Genomic DNA, 20332 nt, shown 5'->3' on the forward strand with positions numbered 1-20332 from the left:
AAAAACGTCTCTAGCAAAATTATATAAGGATTTGAAATGGCATTAGATCTTGAGCAAGCCATGCATACCGCTGACGTATTGACTGAAGCACTACCCTACATCCAACGTTTTGAAGGTAAAGTAATGGTAGTCAAATACGGCGGCAATGCCATGACTGATCCGATATTAGAAAGTTCTTTTGCCAGAGATATCGTCATGTTAAAAACCGTAGGCATTCATCCTGTGGTCGTCCATGGCGGCGGTCCACAAGTCGATAACTTGCTTAGAGAATTGGGGCGCAGCTCTGACCGTATTGATGGCATGCGAGTGACCGACAAAGCCACCATGGATGTAGTGGAAATGGTACTTGGTGGTAGCGTCAATAAATCTATCGTCAATCTCATCAACAAACACGGTGGTCGTGCTATTGGCTTAACGGGTAAAGATGCCAGTCTCATTCGCGCTAAAAAATTACCCATGAGCAAAACGGACGAACAAGGCAACCAACAACAAATTGACTTGGGATTTGTAGGTGATGTGGTCAGCATCAATCGTGATGTGATTGATTTGATGATTGCCTCTAACTTTATTCCTGTCATCGCACCGCTTGGCGTGGATGATGAAGGCAATACTTACAATATCAATGCCGATGTGGTGGCGGGGAAAGTCGCTGAGTTCATGCTCGCGGAAAAACTGATTTTACTCACCAACATCAAAGGGGTGCTTGATAAAGAAGGCAATGTTGCCACTGGACTTACCCCTAGCAAGGTGGATGAGATGATTGCCGATGGCACTATCTCTGGCGGCATGATTCCAAAAATCAGCTATGCGCTAGAAGCGGTAAAAAACGGGGTAAAAAGTGCGGTGATTGTCGATGGTCGTGTCCCGCATGCGACCTTGCTAGAGGTCTTTACCGATAAAGGCGTTGGTACTCTCATCAGCCGCCATCCTTGAAGTAACTTTTGCGTTACTTATGTTTTTGGGTTGCTTTTGGGTTAATAAGCCGCTGATTGAGGCGGTTTTTTTTCGCTCACAATATGGGTCAAATATAGGATAGATTTTAGAATTACAACACAAATGTAATTGGTATTTTTTCTAATATTGACTATCATGACTATTTTAATTTGCAAATTTATATAATGTTGCAAGCGGCTGTAGCAGATAATAGCAATTATTTGGAATTCATATTTACGTACCACTTACCAAGGACTGTTGGGATGTCACAAAAATATTTTATGGCTTATTGTAGTGAGATAACGCTGACTGCGGCGTTGAATCAACATACGTTTACCCAAATTCTGAACCAATCTATCAAAAACAATACCAGCTCTGGTATCACTGGTTTTTTGCTGTACGATGCGGGTAAATTTTTTCAGTATTATGAAGGCGATGAGTTAGCGTGTGCAAACTTACTTCATGCGTTAAAACAAGATGATCGCCACACCCATATCAAACTCATTGGTCAAGGCTATATTTCAAATACCATATTTGACAACTGGTTTATGGGTTGTTTTGATTTATCCAAGCATTCCTATGCATTTAAACACCATGCTTTTATAGAATCATTTGATGTGTATAGTTGGGACATGCAAGAAGTCGTTAAGCTGATTGATATCATGTCAGAGCAAAGAATCACTTACATCACGCCGCAAAAACCTATCAAATCACTGTTTAGTAAACGCTTTATGCGTATCCGAAATTTCACCCTGCCGTTTCAAGGTTAGTGGCTAATCTCAAATCTACTAAATCGGGAGATTAAGTTAGCTATCACGCTTTATGATAATCAGGAAGTTAAAACGGTATTATTGTCATCCACAAAAATAAAAAACCTATTGATAACAATAGGTTGATTAAAATAAGCATGGCAAACCGATAAGCCGGGTTCTGTCTAGGACGAACATTCATCTAGGCGTATCGTTACCAATACGCTCAAGCAACCTACCCGTGTCCAACGCGGGCAACGCCATACGGACACCTATTTGGTCTTGCTACGAGTGGAGTTTACCTTGCCATGAACTGTTACCAGTCATGCGGTGGGCTCTTACCCCACCCTTTCACCCTTACCTTATTGCTAAGGCGGTCTACTCTCTGCTGCACTTGTCGTAGGCTTACGCCCCCCAGCCGTTAGCTGGCACTCTGCCCTGTGTAGCCCGGACTTTCCTCCCCTTACCCACTGTAAACAGGGGCAAGCAGCGTTCGTCTGGTCTGCCAAGGCAAGCATTATAACAGGCTTTATCTATTTAGTCACGGTCAGCAGGCAACGCATACGTACCGACTGCATGCGCCACAGGTCTGTCATCACCTTCTGAATAAATCAATACATCGCCTACCGCAAGCGTGCGCCCGACTTTGATAAGCTGGCATTTGGCGATAAGGTTGGCTTGTGCAGAGGGTTTTCGCAGAAAAGACACGTTAAGATTGGTAGTCACTGCCAATGGCACGATACCGATTTCACCCAAAATAGCCACATATAGCGCCACATCGGCCACTTTCATCATCACAGGCCCTGATACCGTGCCACCCGGTCGTAATTCATCATCACCGATAGGATGGGATACAATGGCTTGACCGTTACCAACCGATTCGATATGGCAGTTGGCTTGGGGGAAAGATTGCTTCAGAAAAGCACTCAGTTCTGCTTTATTGGCGGGCATAGACATTCCTTATCTACAATAGCGTTGTTAAAAATCGACGCTGTGAAAATAGCAGTTGTGAAAATTTATTGACTGGTTTTAGTTTGGGTGATGCGCTCAAATTTGAGCAGCAACTGCGCTGGCGTCTCTAGATAGTTGGGATCTTTTGGGATACAATCAGGTACAGGACAAAACAGCGAACACTGCGGCTCATCAAAATGACCGACACACTCGGTGCACAGCGCAGGGTCAATCTCATAAATCAACTCGCCCACATAAATCGCATCGTTGGGGCAAAGGGGCTCGCAGACATCGCAGTTGATACATTCATCAGTGATTATTAATGCCATAGCTTTTAAAACATTTACCAAGAAACGTTTATTTTACCACGACTTACCAACCCTGTTGTTTTTTTCGTTCAAATGCTTCTTCGACACACGGCGGTACAAATTTACTCACATCACCGTCTAATTTGCCAATTTCGCGCACCAGCGTTGAGGAGATAAAAGAATATTGCTGCGATGGCGTCAAAAACACCGCTTCAAAGTTTGGGTCTAGTTCACGATTGAGATTGGCAAGCTGAAATTCATACTCAAAATCTGACATCGCCCGCAATCCACGCAGTACACCTGTGGCTTGTTGATTCTTTGCCAAATCCACCAACAACCCATCAAAGCCAATCACAGATATATTGCTCAAGCCTTTATCATGACAGGCTTTTTCTACCAATCCAATCCGTTCCTCTAAAGTAAATAGCGGTTTTTTATGATGCCCAATCGCCACCGCGACAATCACCTCATCAAACAGGCGGCAAGCGCGTTTAATCAAATCAAGGTGCCCTTTGGTAATCGGGTCAAATGTACCCGGATAGATAATTTTAGTATAAGGGGTGGCAAGTGGCTGGCTGGCTGCTGACATGGCTGTCTCTTTATGATAAATAAGGCGCTATTTGGCGCTAACAATACGGCTAAAACAAAGATTGCTAGTTTGTTGCTAATCCTAGCAAAATTTGACCCCAATTAACAATCAAATCTCACTATCAATTTGTGTTTAGCGTGTTATCATGACAGCTTTGCAGCATTTTACCCAAAGCTTAATGAAAAATTAGGGTAACGCCTAGCAATCAAAAACTTAAATTTAATAATCGAAATCTATGAATTGATTTATTGGGATTTATCGCCATATTAAACGGCTTGTCATACTGATTTATGGCAACCCAATTGTTGTAATAAGATTATTACAATAAGATGATTAACACACGCTGTGCAGCATTGGGTACGTCCGCGATGTTGCAGCAAGGAAACCTAAATGACTAAAAAACCAAAAATGCCTAGCCTGATTGCTAGCAACAAAAAAGCGCGTCACGAGTATTTTATTGAAGAAAGCTTTGAAGCGGGGCTTGAGCTACTCGGCTGGGAAGTCAAATCCATCCGTGCGGGTAAAATGCGTATCACCGAAAGCTATGTGATTTTTAGAGATGGTGAAGCCTTTTTGTTTGGCGCGCACATTCAGCCGCTGTTATCGGCATCGACTCACATTGTCGCTGACCCCCTTCGCACCCGTAAGCTGCTACTACACCGCCGCGAGATTGATAAGCTCTTTGGGATGGTCAACCAAAAAGGTCATACCTGTGTGGCGCTCAAAGTGTACTGGAGTCATGGACGCGTCAAATGCGAAATAGCCCTTGCTAAGGGTAAAAAACTGCACGATAAACGCGCCACTTTAAAAGAGCGTGATTATCAACGCGAAAAACAGCGCGGATTGAAAAATCTTGTATGATGAACCAAGACCGCAATTTTGATGACATCAGCGCGCATTTTGAAAAAAAAATATACGGCGGTTTAAAAGGTGAAATCCGCCTAGCGGTGCTGCGCCATGATATTTTTGGCTGGGTAAAGTCCTGGCAACAGACACACACCCGACCGCTTCGCGTATTGGATGTTGGTGCAGGCTTGGCGCAAATCAGTATTGAACTTGCCAAAGACGGGCATGACGTCACCATCAATGACATCTCCGCCAATATGCTTGAGATTGCCAAACAAAACGCAGGCGAGGCGGCACAAAATATCACCTGGCATACCTGTCCTTATCAGCAATTGGATGATAAATTAACGGGCAAATACGATTTAATCCTGTGCCATGCGGTGCTTGAGTGGTTGGCTGAGCCCAAACTAATTATGGATTTTTTTGATCGGTGGCTTGTCGATGATGGGGCTGAAAAAGGGGTGCTATCGCTGTGTTTTTATAACCCTGCCAGCTTTGTGTATCGTAACTTGGTGATGGGCAATTTTAATCTACTACATAACAAAGATTTTAAAGCCGATAATGGCAGTTTGACGCCCAATCACCCGGTGGCAAAAGATGAGGTGATTGCATGGATTAATGACCATCATTACCAAATCTTGCATACCTCAGGGTTACGGGTGTTTCATGATTACTCACCGCTCAAGCGTGGTGGGCATACCAATCCACAAGCGGTAATTGAGATGGAAGTCGCCTATAGCGGGCAAGACCCATATAAATGGCTAGGGCGTTATTTGCATTTTTTGGTGAGTAAAGCTAATTAGTAATAACCCGCTTGCTGCATGGAATCGACTGCCAGCGCTTGTCTTTCGCCATAAAATCTTACAGGTATCGGGCTGACTTCGATATCCCCCCAAGACTTGAGTAATACTGAGGCTTCGGCATTAGGGTCAATCGGAAAGGTATTGCTTAAACTGGCATACAGCGATTGCTGATCTTTGGCAGCCAACCATTCAATCAGCCCCAGCGCCAACTCGGTATGCTTGGCAGCATGCGCAATGGCAACCCCTGTGATGTTGGTACTGACGCCGCCGTAGCCCTTATTGATCCATTTGATTTTAATCGGGGTATCTGGGTGCGCTTGCAGATAGCGTCCGTAGTGGTTGCTGTTGACCAGACCGATTTGGCATTTACCGCTTTCTATGGCCTTTAGCACTTCACTGTCATCAAGCAGCACGGGCATGCTTAGATTGGCAAGCCAGCCTTGCATCACTTCTTGGGTGCGTTTATCACCCAGATTATTGATGAGATTGACCACCAGTGATTGATTAGGGATGTATTTGCCTTGGCTTAGGCACAGTTTTTGTGACCATTTTAATTTAGACAAGTCGGCATAGCTTGAGATATCATTGGTATGGAGTACACGACTATCATACACTGCGGTACGTGCGTAGCTAGATAACGCAATCCAATTGCCATCAGGATCACGGTAACGCTCTGGGACATGCGCCACTGCTTTTTCGGCATTAAAGGGTTGTAACAAGCCTTCTTCGGCTGCGGTACTAAAAATACCCGCATCTTCAGTCAAAATCACATCCGCAGGGCTATTGGCACCTTCTGCTTTTAACCGTGCCAAAATTGACATTGGTTCATCTTGCACGATATGAATCGGCACATTGATTTGCCTAGCATAACTAGTTAATAACGGCTCAAGCGCTGCTTTGTCAATGGAGGTGTAAATCGTGAGTTGATTGGGCACTGCAGCAGCCGCACTCGCAATACTTGCATTTGGTGTCGCATTGGTATTACTGGCATTATTGCCATTAGCGGTCGAAGCGGTGGTCGAAGCCGATTGTGACGTTGTGGATGGCGGCGTCGATGACGGGCTACACGCAGTTAAGGTCGCACCCGATATACTCAACGAGGCAATTAACAAAGCGCTGATGGCTGATGACTGCGCATTGACATTGGTACGCACCTTATGACCTATCATACAACCCATCCCATCACTTGCTTTCAACACAGCTTAACCTTCTTCAACAGCTTTGCCTCACCATCGCTAGATGGATTCTGGCTAAATACATCATCGCTCAATAGAGCGCCTAAAAAACTTTGGATGATTATAGCATTTTGCCCCAACGTAATTCTTAAAAAAACTTTGAACGAATAGTTTTTTAACCCTAGTTTGTCTCAACAATTTTTTGTATGCAAAAAATACCCTTGTTGCAAAAAGTGATGGATTTGCATCGCCACTTCATCATTTATCAGGAGTCCAGTATGGGACGCATTGACAATGATATGGTCTTTGGCAGCGGCAAGCTTGGTTTCATGCACAAATACCGTGCCGTCATTGGGCTGGAGATGCGGCTCAATCTTGGCAAGTTGACGGTTACGAGGCAATACCACTTTGCCAAGCCCCACCGAACGAACCCCCGCAATACTACCTAGCTGTACTTCATCTTTGAGTGCAGGCGCATTGCCATCTAGCCCCTGCAGATACGAGCGACCGACGAATTTGGGCAGGATTTTGACGATATTATTGGCACTGATGCTGCCATTATGCGGCGTCCCAAGTGTCACACAGCGAGTAATCTGCCACTGTGGATAGCGCTGCAAAAAGTCTCGAATAACCAGCCCGCCAAGACTATGACCGACCAAATAAATTGGCACATCCGCTTTTTCATGTTTGGTCAGCCAGCGGTGCAAACGGCGGCTATGATTGGCAAGATTATGCGCGACGCTAAAATACCCAAACCTATGACACTCGTAGCCGAGTTTGCTGAGTTTTTTGGCAAGCGGTCGCATCGCCCATGCATGCATGTGCAAGCCATGAATGAGAATGACAAGCGGTTTGGGTTGGCGTTTTATCATAAAGCCTTTTGTATCTATAATTTTTATCTATGATTTGTATTTATGATGCTAAAAATTTGGAAAGAATGCCTCCCGCTTAGCTTATCATTTTCTCGGTTACCGCGACGGATTTGCAAAACATTGTTACCATTTCATACTATAATTGCGGTTTGTGAATTGATAATAATGATTTTATACAGGCTTTTTGCTTTGAAATTTTGGCTTAAATTGGTTTACATAAGGCGCGCTATGGCATTTGAATCCCCAATCCAACAAGCTTTACAACACTACCCTATCACGTTGGCGCTGGTGGTAATTTGTATTGGGGTGTTTGCATTACAGCTATTGTTTGGCGTCAATCCGACCAATCCCACTAATCAATCGTTAATTGCTTGGGGTGCCAATTTTTTACCCTTTTCGCTGGGTGAAGCCCCGTGGCGATTGGTGACCAGCCTGTTTTTGCATATTGGTTTTATGCATTTGCTGTTTAATATGTTTGCTTTGTATTATTTTGGACAAGTGGCTGAGCGGATGTTTGGCGCTGTCAATTTTTTAGCGTTGTTTTTGTTATCAGGTATTGGCGGCAATTTGCTCAATAACTTTTTGGGCTTGCATAGCGTGATGGCAGGTGAGCCGCCAATCATTAGTGCCGGTGCGTCAGGTGGTATCATGGGCATTGGGATGGCGCTATTGGTGACAGCGCTAACCAAAACATCGTTCAATAACTTCGCGTTAAATTTTCGCTCGTTACTGATAGTGATGGCGATTAATTTGGGCTATGGTTTTTTGGTGGGCGGTATCGATAATGCCAGTCATGTGGGCGGTGCAATTATAGGTGGCTTGCTGGGTATGGTGTACGTCATGCAGTATCGCGCTATCCGCCAGCAGCAGCTATTCGCCCATAAAGCCAGTGGCGCGCCTTGGCAACCCAATCATCTTGGCGATGGACCAATCTCTGCTAACACTGCCCCATTCATCCCGCCCTCTTTAGTGGTGTTAAAGGGTAAAATCATCACCGCAAGCTATGTAGTGTTAATAGTGGGATTTATGGCGATGTATGGCTGGCTACATACCAGTTTTATGCAATTACTCAATCATGCATTACCAAGTATTATCCATTAACTGTTAATAATTTTTTAATGGGATAAAAATTTTAGCGGTTAACCGTTTAAAACGCTTATTCCTGCGCCCTTTTGCCAATCTTGTTTGCCAATCTAGCAAATGACAATGCTATAATAGCGCCACTATTTAGCCAGTGAAAAGGACTAGCCAATGACCGTCATCAAGAAAGACGACTTTATCAATTCTATCGCCAACGCCTTTCAATATATCAGTTATTATCACCCAAAAGACTTCGTTGATGCTGTATATGAAGCATGGCAAAAAGAAACCAACCAATCTGCCAAAAACGCCATGGGGCAAATCCTCACCAATAGCCGTATGTCAGCGATGGGTCATCGTCCGATTTGCCAAGATACTGGTAGTGCGGTGGTGTTCCTTGATATCGGTATGAACGTGCAATGGGACTTGCAAGGCTCAGCGATGAGCGTTGAAGACATGGTTAATGAAGGGGTACGCCGTGCTTACAACAATCCCGACAACCCACTAAGGGCATCCATCCTAGTAGACCCAATTGGCAAACGTCAAAACACCAAAGACAACACGCCAGCGGTGGTTCACATGAGCGTGGTACCGGGTGACAAAGTTGATGTGATTTGTGCCGCAAAAGGTGGCGGTTCAGAAAACAAAGCAAAATTTGCGATGCTAAACCCCTCAGATTCGATTGAAGAATGGGTGTTAAAAACCGTTCCCCAAATGGGGGCAGGTTGGTGTCCACCCGGTATTTTAGGTATCGGTGTCGGCGGCACGCCAGAAAAAGCCATGATGCTTGCCAAACGCTCACTCATGAAACACATTGATATCCATGAGTTACAAGCCAAAGCCCAAAGCGGTGCCGAGCTTGATAGCGTTGAGCGCTTACGTCTCAATATGTATGACAAAGTGAACGAGCTTGGCGTTGGCGCCCAAGGTCTTGGCGGCTTGACTACGGTACTCGATGTAAAAGTACTAGACTTTCCTACCCATGCCGCAAGCAAAGCCGTTGCCATGATTCCAAACTGTGCGGCGACTCGTCATATTCACTTTACCCTAGACGGTCAAGGTGAAGCAGCCTTGCCGGTACCTTCCCTATCAGATTGGCCAGAAGTGTCCTTTGGCTCCGATGATGTGATTAAAGTCAATGTTAACGACTTAACCAAAGAAACCTTAGGTCAGTTTAACATCGGTGATACCTTACTACTTAGTGGTAAAATCTTAACGGGTCGTGATGCTGCCCATAAACGCATGGTCGATATGCTTGCCAAAGGCGAAGCGCTGCCCGTGGATTTACAAAATCGCTTTATTTATTATGTCGGTCCTGTCGATGCCGTGGGCGATGAAGTGGTCGGTCCTGCGGGTCCCACTACCTCAACGCGTATGGATAAATTCACCGATACAATCTTGGATCAAGGCTTGATTGGGATGATTGGTAAATCCGAGCGTAGCCCTGCGACCTGTGAAGTCATTGCCAAACATGGCGCAATTTATCTGATTGCAGTGGGCGGCGCCGCCTATTTGGTATCGAAAGCTATCAAAGGCGCTAAAGTACTTGCCTTCCCAGAGCTAGGTATGGAAGCGATTTATGAGTTTGAAGTAGAAGATATGCCTGTGACCGTCGCTGTGGACAACCAAGGTAACAGTATCCACCGCTTTGATAAAGTCGCTGAACGCGCCCAGCAAGTGATTGCCGAGCCTGTACGTTTTGTGCCTTAGTCAATTTTTTCAAGATTTTTAATATGAACAAAAGCCTTAAGCATTTCCTTAAGGCTTTTTTTAGGTTAAAAAAATACCCAGATAATGTAATATCTGGGCAGGAGGAAAAGTGGAGAAGTTTATAGTTATTGTTATAGCTAGTTGTTATTATTCATAATATTTCTTTTTTTAATTGTTTAGCTGGGCTACAAATACGCCTATACACCCATCAAACCGCACGATAGGAGCTTTGGGTAGCATTTGGCATGACAATCCATAACACGATGTATATCAAAATACCTGGCACTGCCACACTCGCGGTTGAGATAATCACAAACAACAAACGCACCAATGTTACATTCCAGCCTAAATACTCTGCAATACCCCCCATCACACCTGCAATCATACGATGATTCTGAGAGCGATGAAGTTTTACCAGTTTATTTGCCATTCAATTTTTTACCTGTTAAAAATAAAGAAAACCACTTACGACTTAGTTAAAACCTAACATCTTTAAAATTTAATGCCTTTAAAACTTAATGCCATCAGCTAAAATTATTGGTTGAAGATGCTACATTTTGGTTATGATTTATTATAAGCAAATGCAGGGTGTAGTTGGGTGACAAAACGTAGAATGATGTTTCTTTTGGTAACTTTTTCTACAGCATTATTATCATGAACGATTATTACGAGCACAGTTTTGCGGCTATATAGCGTGTGTGGTAGCGTGTGCACCGATTCTTACAAATTGTGATACTAGCGTTACAAACGATTGTAACTTCATCGGGGCTAATCGATTATCATAGCGTTACTTTATATCCTTATTAGGGATATGTATCCAAGTAATCAAAAAATCAAGTCGATAAAGAATAGTTAAAAAACCATGATAAAGTGTTGAGGAAAGCATGATGCAAGATGTGGGTATCATTATTGGACATTTTGAGCCGCTGCATTTGGGGCATGTAAGAACGATTTTGCATGCGTCTGGGCAAGTCAAAGAGTTATATATTTTTATTACCGCTCACCCTGCGCCAAATCCAAATTTTTCCATTGATTTGAAAGACAAAGCGCGCTGGATGACCATGGCATTTGCTGATTTGCCATTTGTGCATATAGAGATTTTACCTGATTTGGTAACCCCCTCGTATGAAGACAATTATCAAGATTTGAGCGTTGATGAGGTCAATGCGGTATTAGCGGATTTGCAACAACGTTATCCCAAGTTGAGCGCATCTAGCGATAAGGCAGAGGTAGTAACCCCGGTTGTGTTTATGGATGAAACCCATCCGTTTGTCGATTATGGTTTACATTTACCCGTGGTGACCACGCCACGCCAGCGCGGTTTTGATAGCCGCAAGATTCACAATAACCCCGCGCTGTATTGGTCAGCCATTCACCCGCAAGCGCGAGGTGACTACACCAAAACTGTGGCATTGGTGGGTGGTGAAAGCTCAGGTAAAACCACACTACTGCATAAATTAGCCAACTATTATGGTGCAAGCTATGGCTTAGAAATGGGACGGCTGTTTGTACAAACCGATTTGGGGGGTACTGAGCTTGGTATGCAATACGATGACTATCCGCTCATGGCAACTGACCATGAACAAGCGATACGCGCCGCTAAACGCTTTGCCCCTGCCCCAATCACTTTGGTGGATACAGATTTTGTGACCACGCAAGCATTCTGTGAAGAATATGAAGGGCGTACCCACCCGTTTTTGACCGCCTGTATCGATGAGTTTCGCTTAGATTATACCCTGATGCTTGCCAATAACACCCCTTGGGTCGCAGATGGGATGCGATCCCTAGGCAGCGAGTCCCAGCGTGAGCGTTTTGAAAATCGTTTAAAACAAATCTTTGCCCGTCATCATATTGCGCCGCTGTTTATTGATAGTCCAGACTATCATCAGCGATTCTTGGATGCGATTGCGCTTATTGATGCACACGTTTTTCACCACTATCAAGATATCGAGGCATAAAATAATTTTGTAGACATGCTTGGTAAATATGCTAAAAATTTTTGGTTTTATTTTTTAAAGCTTAATTAAAAAAATGTTGTTATGGTTGTAATGACTGTTGGAGGCGAAATGCGAATTGCAATTTTGGATAAAATTACCGGTGAATGGGCACAAGAATGGACGGTGGCATGGTTCTTTTTTGGGATAATTGCACTGGGTACCGGTTTTTGGTTGACCACAGAACATCGAGCGTTAGACTGGTTTTATTTGGGGGTGTCTTTTATCGGGCTATTGTGTGTGGTATCGCTGAGCTTTCGCCGCAATATCGCGGGTAATGGCTTTGGTATGTTGGCAACGGCGGGTGAAACCATTGTACAGGGAACCGCGGGTGCGGTGGGTTTGATGCTTGCGCCGCTGTTTAACTTTTTTACCCATTTGTATGGCATTTTTTATTGGTCAAAAAATACCGATGGCGATGGCAATATGATTCCCAAATCAGCCAATAAAATTGTGTGGTTGGTAACCATTGCCTTTATCGCGATTGGCTTGGCATTATTTCCAACTGTCAATAATTGGCTAGCGTCGATGGGTTATGGTGTGGTCGCCAACGATGGCAGTAAATTTTTGGGCGTGATTGATTTTTTTTGGATTAATGTGTTGGCATTTGTGCTATCCATCACAGCGCAAGCCACGATGATTTTACGCTATTCCTTCAACTGGTGGTTATGGATTTTGGTGAATTTTGTTTGGCTGATTGTCAACTTGATGTCGCAAAATTATATTTTTGCCATTCAAACCATGGTGTACCAAATCAATGCGTTTGTGGGACTGTATGAGTGGTATCGCAGTGAGCAAAAAGCCAAAGGCTTGGCCTAAGTAGCCACTGATATCAAAAGCCCCTGATATCAAAAGCCACTGATATCAAAACCTATCAGGGTAAATTCGCTGATTTGACAAACGACTAGGGTGTGATACGATTTAGTGGTAACTGATGGGATTCACACCCATTTTTTATCAGCAATTTTTTTCATTGTCTTTATTATCTTTAAGGAAGAAGATTATGGCAAGCGTGACCCTGCTTCATTCAAAAAAATCCCTACAAAGCTGGCTGGCTGACTACGCCGTGAGCCACCAACATCCTATCAATAAAAAAATTCATTGGCTGTGCGTGCCCACGATTTTTGCCAGTATCTTAGGCATGGGAATGTCATGGCAGGCGGCGTTTACGTTGGTATTGATTGCTTTGGTAATGCTGTTTTATTTACGTCTGTCTACGCAATTATTTATTGCCATGGGCATGTTTGTGCTGTTTTGCTTGGCAGCGATTGCTATCTTGCCATTTGGGTTTAAGTTTTGGTTTGGCGTATTTGTGGTCGCGTGGATTGGGCAATTTGTCGGTCACAAAATTGAGGGCAAAAAACCGTCATTTTTTGAAGACTTACAATTTTTGTTGATTGGTCCTGCCTGGGTTGCGAATTCGTTGAGTGAAAAATTGGCAAAACCTAAAACGTCATAAAAAACTTCATATTCACTAAGAAAACTCAACATATTACAGCGGCTATTTCCTAGATAATTGCAATGGCTTTGACTATCGCTAGGCTTTTTGGCGATGTATGGTCGACCTACTCATTTTGAGTACCATATCACTTGTTAGCTTGCTGTTATTATGATTAAAAAAGTATCCAACCGTTGGCAACGTATTGACGTGCCGCAAACATTCCCGACTATTCACGCGGCTTTGGCTTATTGTAAAAGCCAATTAAATAATTTGGGGGATAAAGGCTTTATCCAAATCAAAATTGCCGATGGTGAGTATTATCTAGACCAAGTTGAAATTGATTTTTTTAGTGATCGGGTAGAGATTGTTGGCAATTTGGACAATCCTGATAAGGTGCAGTTACATTTTGATGATGCCCATAACCGCTGTGGCTTTTTGATGCAGCGGGGCAATGGTATTTTTAAAATCGATGGCATGACTATCAATGGTACAAAGGCGTTTTTGGGCTATGGACAGTGGCAAGATGAAGGCTATGGTGCCGGTATCATGTGCAATTACAATAGCCAAGTGCTCGTGGGGTCAAAGGTCCGTATCAATAAGTTTTATTATGGGGTTGCTGCCCGCTTTGGCTCAAGTATTCGCTGTGAGCCTGGGGTGATTGTACAGTTTGCGGGGGATGTTGGATTTTTTGCGTATGGGGGCTCGATAGATGCCCAGCAATGCGAGGCGTATCACTGTGCGCATTTGGATGAAGAGTTGGGTTTTGGATTTTGCGCGGAATCCAGCGGCTTTATCAATGCCGATAACAGCGTGTCTGCACATAACCATATCGCAGGGTTTTATGCACTCACCAATGGCTCGATGTGGTGTCATGATACCAGTGCCAGCGAAAACAAACATGGCTTTTTGGCGCTGCACAATGGCATGCTAAGCTGCAATAGCATCAACCGACGTACCAATGCCTTTCGCAATTATGGCTATGGCTATTTTGCTGACAATGGCGGGCGTATTTTGGCTAATCGCAGTCTTGGCAATGAAAACGTGATCGGTGGCTATTTTGCCCGTCATCACGCCAGTATCGATATCACCCACGCCAATGCCAACCACAATCAGGGTCACGGCTATACCGCAATCAATGCTACCTTGCTCGGTAACGGTGCTGAAGCGCGATTTAATCAAGGTAATGGCTTTGTCATAGGGCAGTCAGGCTTTTTGGATGGCAGTTTTTTGATGGCGTATGGCAATGCAGGCTATGGCTATCATTTAGATAATTGCCAAGCCTTTATGCCCTATGCCCGTGGCTGGAAAAACGCACTGGGTCGTATGTACAAAGTCCATAGTTACGTCGCTATCAAATAAATTTTTCGCACCTTTCCACGGTTTTTTGCTTACTGTTGTTTCGCTTTTTAATCTTTTAGCCTGTTAGCTTATCGTTACTAAAAGCCAATCTTTCATCAAGTCACAGCCTATATTATTTAGATTTATCAGGCTCTTACTCGCTTTTTCCCGCATTTTTGGTGCTATGACTTACTCTCAAAAATTATCAACATCGATTGATCGATTGGTTAAAAGCGTTCCAGCCAATGTTAAGCATTGTGATTAAGCACTATAATCGATTTTTTTCTCGCATTCTTACCTAAAATTACAATAAGTAATGAATAAGTAATATCATTTGGTAGGGATTCGTTTTAAGGTATTGAAGTTAAAATAACAATCAAACACTTGATTTTATTATAAATACAAAAATTTTTAGTTTAAGTCTATCACTGCAATCTTAGGAACATAATAACAATGAAGCGGCTAATCTTTGACCTAGATGACACCCTATGCACCACACAAAACGGCGACTATGCCAATGCCCAACCTATCACCGAAGTTGTCGAAAAACTTAAAGAATACCATCGACAAGGGTTTACGATTATCATCAATACCAGTCGCAATATGCGCACCTATCAAGGCAATATTGGCGCTATTAATAAAAACACCTTGCCAATTATCATCGATTGGCTGGCACAACATGATATCCCGTATGATGAATTATACGTGGGTAAACCTTGGTGCGGCTTTGAAGGATTTTATGTGGATGACAAAGCTATTCGACCCGATGAATTAGTCAAGCTAAGCTATGCAGAGATTTGCCAGCTACTTGATTTAACACCTTAATAAAAAATAAAAACAACAATAACGACATTTAAGGTAATTTAACGCCATGATACTCATTAACGCCTCTTCCTATGTCAATGCCGAATTTGAAGCAGAAATTGGGCGCATTCCACCTTGCATGCTGCCCATCGGCAATAAAAAACTATTACAGCTGCAAGTCGATGTGGTACGCCAACAATTCCCCCATGAAAAAATTCTATTGTCACTACCCGAAGCTTATACCTTGACCCTCAATGAAAAAGCAGTGATTGAGTCACTTCCCATTGATGTGGTAACAATCCCTGAAAATTTGGCATTGGCTGAGACCATTTTATATGTGCTTAATCTAGCCATTGATAAATCATACCAGCATATTCGTATCATCCAAGGGGATGTATTTTTACCACACTTAGTTGATTGCTCAGATTGTATTGGCGTGTCGGATAAAACGCGCCAATACGATTGGCAACAAACCAAAAAAATGAAAGAAAACCCCACCGATTGGATTGGCTATTTTGCCTTTTCCTCACGATTGGAGTTGATTAAAGCCTTGGCGATTAGTAAGAAAAATTTTGTGCGGGCGATTTATTTGTACCAACAGACGATGCCAATGAAATCGGTCAACATTGAGTCGTATTATGACTGCAGTAATTTTGTGCATTATATTCATGCCCGCGCTAATATGACCACCGAACGGGCCTTTAATTCACTGCAGATTCGGGAAGGCATTGTCACCAAAAGCAGTGACGACAATAACAAGATTGAAGCAGAAATTTATTGGTACACCCATATCCCTGCGCCACTTAGACGTTTTACCCCGCAGTTGATTGATTATCAGCAAGTGGACGGACAGTTTAGCTATAGCTTAGAGTTTTTGCCGTTATTACCGCTCAATGAGTTGTATGTGCATGGATTAAATACCACTGAGTTTTGGCAACATATTTTTCAGCTATTAAAAGAATTTTTTAGTATGGCTAATCAGTCCGACGTGCATCGCCATATCGAAACCGGGTTTGCCAAATCATATGCCGAAGATTTGTACCATAAAAAAACCTTAAAGCGCTTGTACGCGTATGCCGATGATGCCGATATCGATTTGAACCAACCTGTGATATATGATGAAACGATGCTTGGCAGTACGCTAGAGATTGCGCAGGACTGTATCGACAAAGCCTTGGCACTGCCAAACACCGTGAGTGTCATGCATGGCGATTTATGTTTTAGCAACATTATGTATGACATGCGCGGTCGCCGGGTAAAAGTTTTTGACCCACGGGGCACGGATTCTAACGGCAACTTTAGTATTTTTGGTAATGCAAGCTATGATTTAGCCAAGCTCACCCATTCTGTGATTGGTATGTATGATTTTATCATCGCAGGGCGTTATGAAATTATTGATAGCCCTAGTGGTAGCAATATACGATTCGATATTGATAAGCGTTTGGAGCAAATCCAGCAAGAATTTTTTGCAGGCACCTGGGTCAATGGCATGACCACAGAATCTATCATGCCAGCGGTGGTGTTATTGTTCTTATCCATGCTACCCTTGCACGCAGATAGACCCGATCGCCAGCGCGCCATGCTGCTCAATGCATATCGTTTATATAAAATGTATGTGATGGAGGCAGTGACATGTTCGTAATTCCGATGGCAGGGCTAAGCAGTCGTTTTTTTAAGGCGGGCTTTGAGGTACCTAAGTATCAATTGTCGATTGCCGATACCATTGTGTTTGATTTGGCAATCAAGTCGTTTGAGCGCTATTTTAGCACCGATTTATTTTTGCTTATCGTGCGCGATGTATATGATACCCCGCGATTTGTTGCTGAGCGATTAACGCGCTTGGGTGTGCGCAATTTTATGATTCATATCCTTGATGGCGAGACAGCAGGACAAGCTGAAACAGTAGCACTAGGGCTGGGACTTGAACAGGGACTCGGCGATACTAGCATTGATGACGATGAGCCGATTTATATTTTTAACATCGATACCTTTCGCTATGGGTTTGAAAAACCTGACTGGGTAGAGTCTATTGATGGCTACTTAGAAGTATTTGAAGGCGAAGGCGATCATTGGTCATTTATTGCCGTCGATGACGATGACAGGGTGATTAAAACCACCGAAAAACAGCGTATCTCCAATCTTTGCAGTGATGGCTTATATTATTTTAAATCCAAGCAGCAGTATCTATCGTTGTTTCAACAAGCGGTTGCCCAACAGTTGACGGTTAACAACGAATATTATATCGCCCCTATGTATAATTTATTAATCGCGCAAGGCGGCCGGGTTGGCTATGTCAAAATCACGGAGGACGACATTGATTTTTGTGGTACGCCGGATGAATACCAAGCGCTTAAAGCCCACGGTTTAAAGGTTGATGTTTAAAGGCTCATGTTTAAAGGTTGATGTTTAAAAATTGTCGTTTAATTGTTTAACTGTTGAAAAAAAGCTTACCATCTGTTGGGTAAGCTTTTTTATTTAGCAGATTTAGGGATAAAGACGCGAGAAAATCTGCTGTTGATCGACTGGGCTATTTTGATAAAACTCTGCCGCGGCAATACTTTTCATCACCGCTCGTTCATCCGCATGAGCCAAGCGGGTTTCGTCAACTTGGTTGGGATACCAATATTGATAAAACAGCTGATACCAGTCATCATGGCTGATGCAGTTCATCGCCATAAAAGCATCGGTCAATGTCCACGCGTATTTGGGTAACCGCAGCCCGTAGTCTGTCATATCAAGCACAATCACTTCACTCGCCAAAAATGCCTTATGCGCGTCTAGAATCTGCTCGTTGAGTTCATTGTAGTAGCTTGGTGTGGCGGCGTAGCCGATTTGATTGGCATAATGACTGGCAATATGCTGCTCGACAGCAAGCCGCGTGCGAAAGGTATTGTCCGCAAATTTGGCATCGATATCTTGTGCATGCGACTCAAAATAAGTGGCATTGTCACGACTCATCAGCGGTGCCGACCAAAACGCCTGCAGTCGCTCGGTCTTGCCAAATTGCGCCCAATCGCTGATATGAAACGCCATATGCTCAAACATGCTGGGGTCGATGGTAAAAAACGACGGCACTACAATCGGCGAATAGTCGGTTCCTTTACTTTTTGAGGATAAATGGCGCTGTGAATGTAACGTTACTTGTTGGGTATAATAGCGATAAAATTGCAGCAGATTGTCATTGAGCAAGTAGCTATCGGTGCGTAGTTTGAGCGCATATTCGGTGCTGACTTGGTTTAGACCTGCTTGCGTGGAGATGATTTGTCGATTGACGTTGTTAGGGGCGTCATAGCCAAATTTGATATTGGGTAGACCACCAGGATCTGGGTTTAAAATCAGCTGATCGATACCTAATTTGTCGGCGCTGTCAAACTCGGTGGGCAACGTAAGCGTATCCCAAGTCGATAATACAATGGTTGCATGGGGCAATGCTGCTCGGGTTTTGGCGACGTTAGCCATAAAATCACTGCCGTCATCACCGCCCTGCCCTAGCTGGTGAACGTTGATACCACCTTGAAAAATAACCGTCACTGACTGACTGGGGAGAGTGTTTGCTTGCATAGGTTTCCATGATGCTGATTATCAGTTAAATTGTTATCATTAATTATTGTTATCTGCTAACCCGTCATCATAGCGCAAATTTGTTCAATTATCGGTCAGTGATTTGTTATCTGACTTTGATGTGACAAACTGTTAGACAGTGGCTTTTAGACCTTGGCTGTTAAACCTTAGCTTTTAGACATTGGCACGCAGCATCACACTGGTCGCCCACGCGCGATGCGTGGCTGGCTCAAGCATACTGTTGTCTTGCTTGAACACCGCCTTGGCATCAGCAGCAAGAATCGCGGTGGCTTGACTGCGCTCTATGTCATTGACATAAAAAGCTTGCTTGACTGCAGCAATTTGGTCAGGGTGAATGATGGTTTTTCCCACCAGTCCCAAGGCGACATCTTGACGCAATTCTTCAGCAAACAAGGCAGGTTTATCCAAATACTCAAACACGGGCGCAGTCAAATAAAAACCCTGCGGCACAAAACACGCAATTAACTGATAGATGAGTATGCCGACTGGGGTTTGATAGATCGTCACATCAGACGGGCGACGCAAGCGCAGCGAGGCAAATAAATCATTGCCGCCAATACGCAGTGCCAAAATCGACTGGCTAAACCCTTCGCTAAAAGCTAGCGCCAGTTCTTGGTTGTGTATCGGGTTAAAGATGAGCCGAGTCTCAAGGGTCGGCATCAATAGCTGTGTCGATGGCAATGCCTGACAAGCCAATCGCCAATCGGCAAGGCTTTGCATATCGATTTTTGGTAACACAAAGCCATTCACCAAAGCAATCGTCTGCCAACTGGCAAGCTCAGTGAGCATCAAGGCGTTGCGCGGTCGGATAAACACCATCGGGCGTGAGGCTCGCGGTGAAATTTGACGCGATTCATCGCCAAAACCATGCCTCTCGGCGTGCTGAGCCCATGTCGCAAGCAGCTGCTTTAAGTTTGCGAGCGCGGCAGGAATTTCACTTTCACTTACCGCATCTTCCAAACAAATCACGATACTGTCAATTTCAGCCAATTTTTGCTGGCTAATAATTTGCCAAATATCTTGGCGCGTGGCTGGCATATAAAGCGTCGCACCCAGCTGATAGGGATTGATAGTCGGCGCAACAGACGTAGGTAAAAAATGATTTACAGGGTGTAATAGTGTCATAAAAGTACAATGTGCGTAAAAGAGCGATTAGG

21 protein-coding genes and 1 other RNA gene are annotated in these 20332 nt (G+C 43.8%); 13 read left to right on the forward strand and 9 right to left on the reverse strand.

Annotated features, from left to right (window positions below):
* Positions 1–36 precede the first annotated feature (36 nt).
* Positions 37–933: an acetylglutamate kinase gene (gene argB, locus ACAM37_RS07225; protein ID WP_312174781.1), complete on the forward strand. Its 897-nt coding sequence runs from the start codon at positions 37–39 to the stop codon at positions 931–933.
* A gap of 263 nt (positions 934–1196) precedes the next feature.
* On the forward strand, positions 1197–1703 hold the full coding sequence (locus ACAM37_RS07230) for a BLUF domain-containing protein (protein WP_186303349.1): 507 nt from the start codon (positions 1197–1199) through the stop codon (positions 1701–1703).
* A 133-nt stretch (positions 1704–1836) separates the two neighbouring features.
* Here the strand turns inward: ACAM37_RS07230 and rnpB are convergent.
* From rnpB to coaD, 4 genes are all read right to left on the reverse strand, one after another.
* Positions 1837–2191, reverse strand: an RNA gene (rnpB, locus tag ACAM37_RS07235) — RNase P RNA component class A.
* A 28-nt stretch (positions 2192–2219) separates the two neighbouring features.
* On the reverse strand, positions 2220–2633 hold the full coding sequence (locus ACAM37_RS07240) for a PaaI family thioesterase (protein ID WP_007115445.1): 414 nt from the start codon (positions 2631–2633) through the stop codon (positions 2220–2222).
* Positions 2634–2698: 65 nt separating this feature from the next.
* Positions 2699–2962, reverse strand: a complete 264-nt coding sequence (locus tag ACAM37_RS07245) for a YfhL family 4Fe-4S dicluster ferredoxin (protein ID WP_007115444.1) — start codon at positions 2960–2962, stop codon at positions 2699–2701.
* A 43-nt stretch (positions 2963–3005) separates the two neighbouring features.
* A complete protein-coding gene (gene coaD / locus ACAM37_RS07250; RefSeq protein ID WP_135888323.1) occupies positions 3006–3530 on the reverse strand; it encodes a pantetheine-phosphate adenylyltransferase in 525 nt (174 codons plus the stop codon).
* Between the two features lie 390 nt (positions 3531–3920).
* On the opposite strand from coaD, the gene smpB reads away from it, so the two are divergent.
* A complete protein-coding gene (smpB, locus tag ACAM37_RS07255) occupies positions 3921–4391 on the forward strand; it encodes an SsrA-binding protein SmpB (RefSeq protein WP_007115442.1) in 471 nt (156 codons plus the stop codon).
* The gene (locus tag ACAM37_RS07260; protein ID WP_369625870.1) at positions 4388–5179 is read left to right on the forward strand and encodes a methyltransferase domain-containing protein; all 792 of its coding nucleotides are present in this window, start codon (positions 4388–4390) and stop codon (positions 5177–5179) included. The genes smpB and ACAM37_RS07260 overlap by 4 nt, the downstream gene beginning before the upstream one ends.
* Here ACAM37_RS07260 and ACAM37_RS07265 read toward each other — a convergent pair.
* Positions 5176–6348 (reverse strand): extracellular solute-binding protein, encoded by a 1173-nt coding sequence (locus ACAM37_RS07265; RefSeq protein WP_369625871.1) that lies wholly within the window; start codon positions 6346–6348, stop codon positions 5176–5178. The two genes, ACAM37_RS07260 and ACAM37_RS07265, sit on opposite strands and share 4 nt — an antisense overlap.
* Before the next feature lie 197 nt (positions 6349–6545).
* Positions 6546–7226 (reverse strand): alpha/beta fold hydrolase, encoded by a 681-nt coding sequence (locus ACAM37_RS07270; protein WP_369625872.1) that lies wholly within the window; start codon positions 7224–7226, stop codon positions 6546–6548.
* A 228-nt stretch (positions 7227–7454) separates the two neighbouring features.
* On the opposite strand from ACAM37_RS07270, the gene ACAM37_RS07275 reads away from it, so the two are divergent.
* Positions 7455–8327: a rhomboid family intramembrane serine protease gene (locus tag ACAM37_RS07275; RefSeq protein ID WP_309596283.1), complete on the forward strand. Its 873-nt coding sequence runs from the start codon at positions 7455–7457 to the stop codon at positions 8325–8327.
* Positions 8328–8477: 150 nt separating this feature from the next.
* Positions 8478–10016: a fumarate hydratase gene (locus ACAM37_RS07280; protein ID WP_309596282.1), complete on the forward strand. Its 1539-nt coding sequence runs from the start codon at positions 8478–8480 to the stop codon at positions 10014–10016.
* A 208-nt stretch (positions 10017–10224) separates the two neighbouring features.
* Here ACAM37_RS07280 and ACAM37_RS07285 read toward each other — a convergent pair whose 3' ends face one another.
* Positions 10225–10446: a PspC domain-containing protein gene (locus tag ACAM37_RS07285; protein ID WP_101964643.1), complete on the reverse strand. Its 222-nt coding sequence runs from the start codon at positions 10444–10446 to the stop codon at positions 10225–10227.
* Positions 10447–10900: 454 nt separating this feature from the next.
* Here ACAM37_RS07285 and nadR point away from each other — a divergent pair, with 454 nt between their 5' ends.
* The 7 genes from nadR (at position 10901) to ACAM37_RS07320 (ending at position 17975) form a co-directional block, all read left to right on the forward strand.
* The gene (gene nadR, locus ACAM37_RS07290) at positions 10901–11974 is read left to right on the forward strand and encodes a multifunctional transcriptional regulator/nicotinamide-nucleotide adenylyltransferase/ribosylnicotinamide kinase NadR (RefSeq protein WP_320407556.1); all 1074 of its coding nucleotides are present in this window, start codon (positions 10901–10903) and stop codon (positions 11972–11974) included.
* Positions 11975–12082: 108 nt separating this feature from the next.
* The gene (pnuC, locus tag ACAM37_RS07295; RefSeq protein ID WP_309596279.1) at positions 12083–12829 is read left to right on the forward strand and encodes a nicotinamide riboside transporter PnuC; all 747 of its coding nucleotides are present in this window, start codon (positions 12083–12085) and stop codon (positions 12827–12829) included.
* Positions 12830–13013: 184 nt separating this feature from the next.
* The gene (locus ACAM37_RS07300; protein WP_099833650.1) at positions 13014–13469 is read left to right on the forward strand and encodes an Mpo1 family 2-hydroxy fatty acid dioxygenase; all 456 of its coding nucleotides are present in this window, start codon (positions 13014–13016) and stop codon (positions 13467–13469) included.
* Positions 13470–13619: 150 nt separating this feature from the next.
* Positions 13620–14810: a hypothetical protein gene (locus tag ACAM37_RS07305; RefSeq protein WP_369625873.1), complete on the forward strand. Its 1191-nt coding sequence runs from the start codon at positions 13620–13622 to the stop codon at positions 14808–14810.
* Between the two features lie 432 nt (positions 14811–15242).
* Positions 15243–15614: an HAD-IIIC family phosphatase gene (locus tag ACAM37_RS07310; protein ID WP_369625874.1), complete on the forward strand. Its 372-nt coding sequence runs from the start codon at positions 15243–15245 to the stop codon at positions 15612–15614.
* 46 nt (positions 15615–15660) lie between these two features.
* Entirely contained in the window at positions 15661–17235 is a 1575-nt protein-coding gene (locus ACAM37_RS07315) for an aminoglycoside phosphotransferase family protein (RefSeq protein WP_369625875.1), read from the forward strand.
* Entirely contained in the window at positions 17226–17975 is a 750-nt protein-coding gene (locus ACAM37_RS07320; protein ID WP_369625876.1) for a glycosyltransferase family 2 protein, read from the forward strand. The genes ACAM37_RS07315 and ACAM37_RS07320 overlap by 10 nt, the downstream gene beginning before the upstream one ends.
* A gap of 102 nt (positions 17976–18077) precedes the next feature.
* Here ACAM37_RS07320 and ACAM37_RS07325 read toward each other — a convergent pair whose 3' ends face one another.
* A complete protein-coding gene (locus ACAM37_RS07325; protein ID WP_369625877.1) occupies positions 18078–19154 on the reverse strand; it encodes a WavE lipopolysaccharide synthesis family protein in 1077 nt (358 codons plus the stop codon).
* A 174-nt stretch (positions 19155–19328) separates the two neighbouring features.
* Positions 19329–20300: an HpcH/HpaI aldolase/citrate lyase family protein gene (locus ACAM37_RS07330; RefSeq protein WP_369625878.1), complete on the reverse strand. Its 972-nt coding sequence runs from the start codon at positions 20298–20300 to the stop codon at positions 19329–19331.
* Positions 20301–20332: the final 32 nt, after the last annotated feature.

Source organism: Moraxella sp. K23 (genome assembly GCF_041154765.1).
GTDB lineage: Bacteria > Pseudomonadota > Gammaproteobacteria > Pseudomonadales > Moraxellaceae > Faucicola > Faucicola tetraodonis.

Excerpts from the sequence above, each read along its gene's own strand:
- ACAM37_RS07260 (WP_369625870.1), top strand. The coding sequence starts at position 4,388 with ATGATGAACCAAGACCGCAATTTTGATGACATCAGCGCGCATTTTGAA.
- coaD (WP_135888323.1), bottom strand. The coding sequence starts at position 3,530 with ATGTCAGCAGCCAGCCAGCCACTTGCCACCCCTTATACTAAAATTATC.
- pnuC (WP_309596279.1), top strand. The coding sequence starts at position 12,083 with ATGCGAATTGCAATTTTGGATAAAATTACCGGTGAATGGGCACAAGAA.
- ACAM37_RS07265 (WP_369625871.1), bottom strand. The coding sequence starts at position 6,348 with ATGATAGGTCATAAGGTGCGTACCAATGTCAATGCGCAGTCATCAGCC.
- nadR (WP_320407556.1), top strand. The coding sequence starts at position 10,901 with ATGATGCAAGATGTGGGTATCATTATTGGACATTTTGAGCCGCTGCAT.
- ACAM37_RS07230 (WP_186303349.1), top strand. The coding sequence starts at position 1,197 with ATGTCACAAAAATATTTTATGGCTTATTGTAGTGAGATAACGCTGACT.
- argB (WP_312174781.1), top strand. The coding sequence starts at position 37 with ATGGCATTAGATCTTGAGCAAGCCATGCATACCGCTGACGTATTGACT.
- ACAM37_RS07310 (WP_369625874.1), top strand. The coding sequence starts at position 15,243 with ATGAAGCGGCTAATCTTTGACCTAGATGACACCCTATGCACCACACAA.
- ACAM37_RS07245 (WP_007115444.1), bottom strand. The coding sequence starts at position 2,962 with ATGGCATTAATAATCACTGATGAATGTATCAACTGCGATGTCTGCGAG.
- ACAM37_RS07330 (WP_369625878.1), bottom strand. The coding sequence starts at position 20,300 with ATGACACTATTACACCCTGTAAATCATTTTTTACCTACGTCTGTTGCG.
- ACAM37_RS07275 (WP_309596283.1), top strand. The coding sequence starts at position 7,455 with ATGGCATTTGAATCCCCAATCCAACAAGCTTTACAACACTACCCTATC.
- ACAM37_RS07280 (WP_309596282.1), top strand. The coding sequence starts at position 8,478 with ATGACCGTCATCAAGAAAGACGACTTTATCAATTCTATCGCCAACGCC.
- ACAM37_RS07240 (WP_007115445.1), bottom strand. The coding sequence starts at position 2,633 with ATGCCCGCCAATAAAGCAGAACTGAGTGCTTTTCTGAAGCAATCTTTC.
- ACAM37_RS07315 (WP_369625875.1), top strand. The coding sequence starts at position 15,661 with ATGATACTCATTAACGCCTCTTCCTATGTCAATGCCGAATTTGAAGCA.
- ACAM37_RS07320 (WP_369625876.1), top strand. The coding sequence starts at position 17,226 with ATGTTCGTAATTCCGATGGCAGGGCTAAGCAGTCGTTTTTTTAAGGCG.
- ACAM37_RS07300 (WP_099833650.1), top strand. The coding sequence starts at position 13,014 with ATGGCAAGCGTGACCCTGCTTCATTCAAAAAAATCCCTACAAAGCTGG.
- ACAM37_RS07270 (WP_369625872.1), bottom strand. The coding sequence starts at position 7,226 with ATGATAAAACGCCAACCCAAACCGCTTGTCATTCTCATTCATGGCTTG.
- ACAM37_RS07285 (WP_101964643.1), bottom strand. The coding sequence starts at position 10,446 with ATGGCAAATAAACTGGTAAAACTTCATCGCTCTCAGAATCATCGTATG.
- ACAM37_RS07305 (WP_369625873.1), top strand. The coding sequence starts at position 13,620 with ATGATTAAAAAAGTATCCAACCGTTGGCAACGTATTGACGTGCCGCAA.
- smpB (WP_007115442.1), top strand. The coding sequence starts at position 3,921 with ATGACTAAAAAACCAAAAATGCCTAGCCTGATTGCTAGCAACAAAAAA.
- ACAM37_RS07325 (WP_369625877.1), bottom strand. The coding sequence starts at position 19,154 with ATGCAAGCAAACACTCTCCCCAGTCAGTCAGTGACGGTTATTTTTCAA.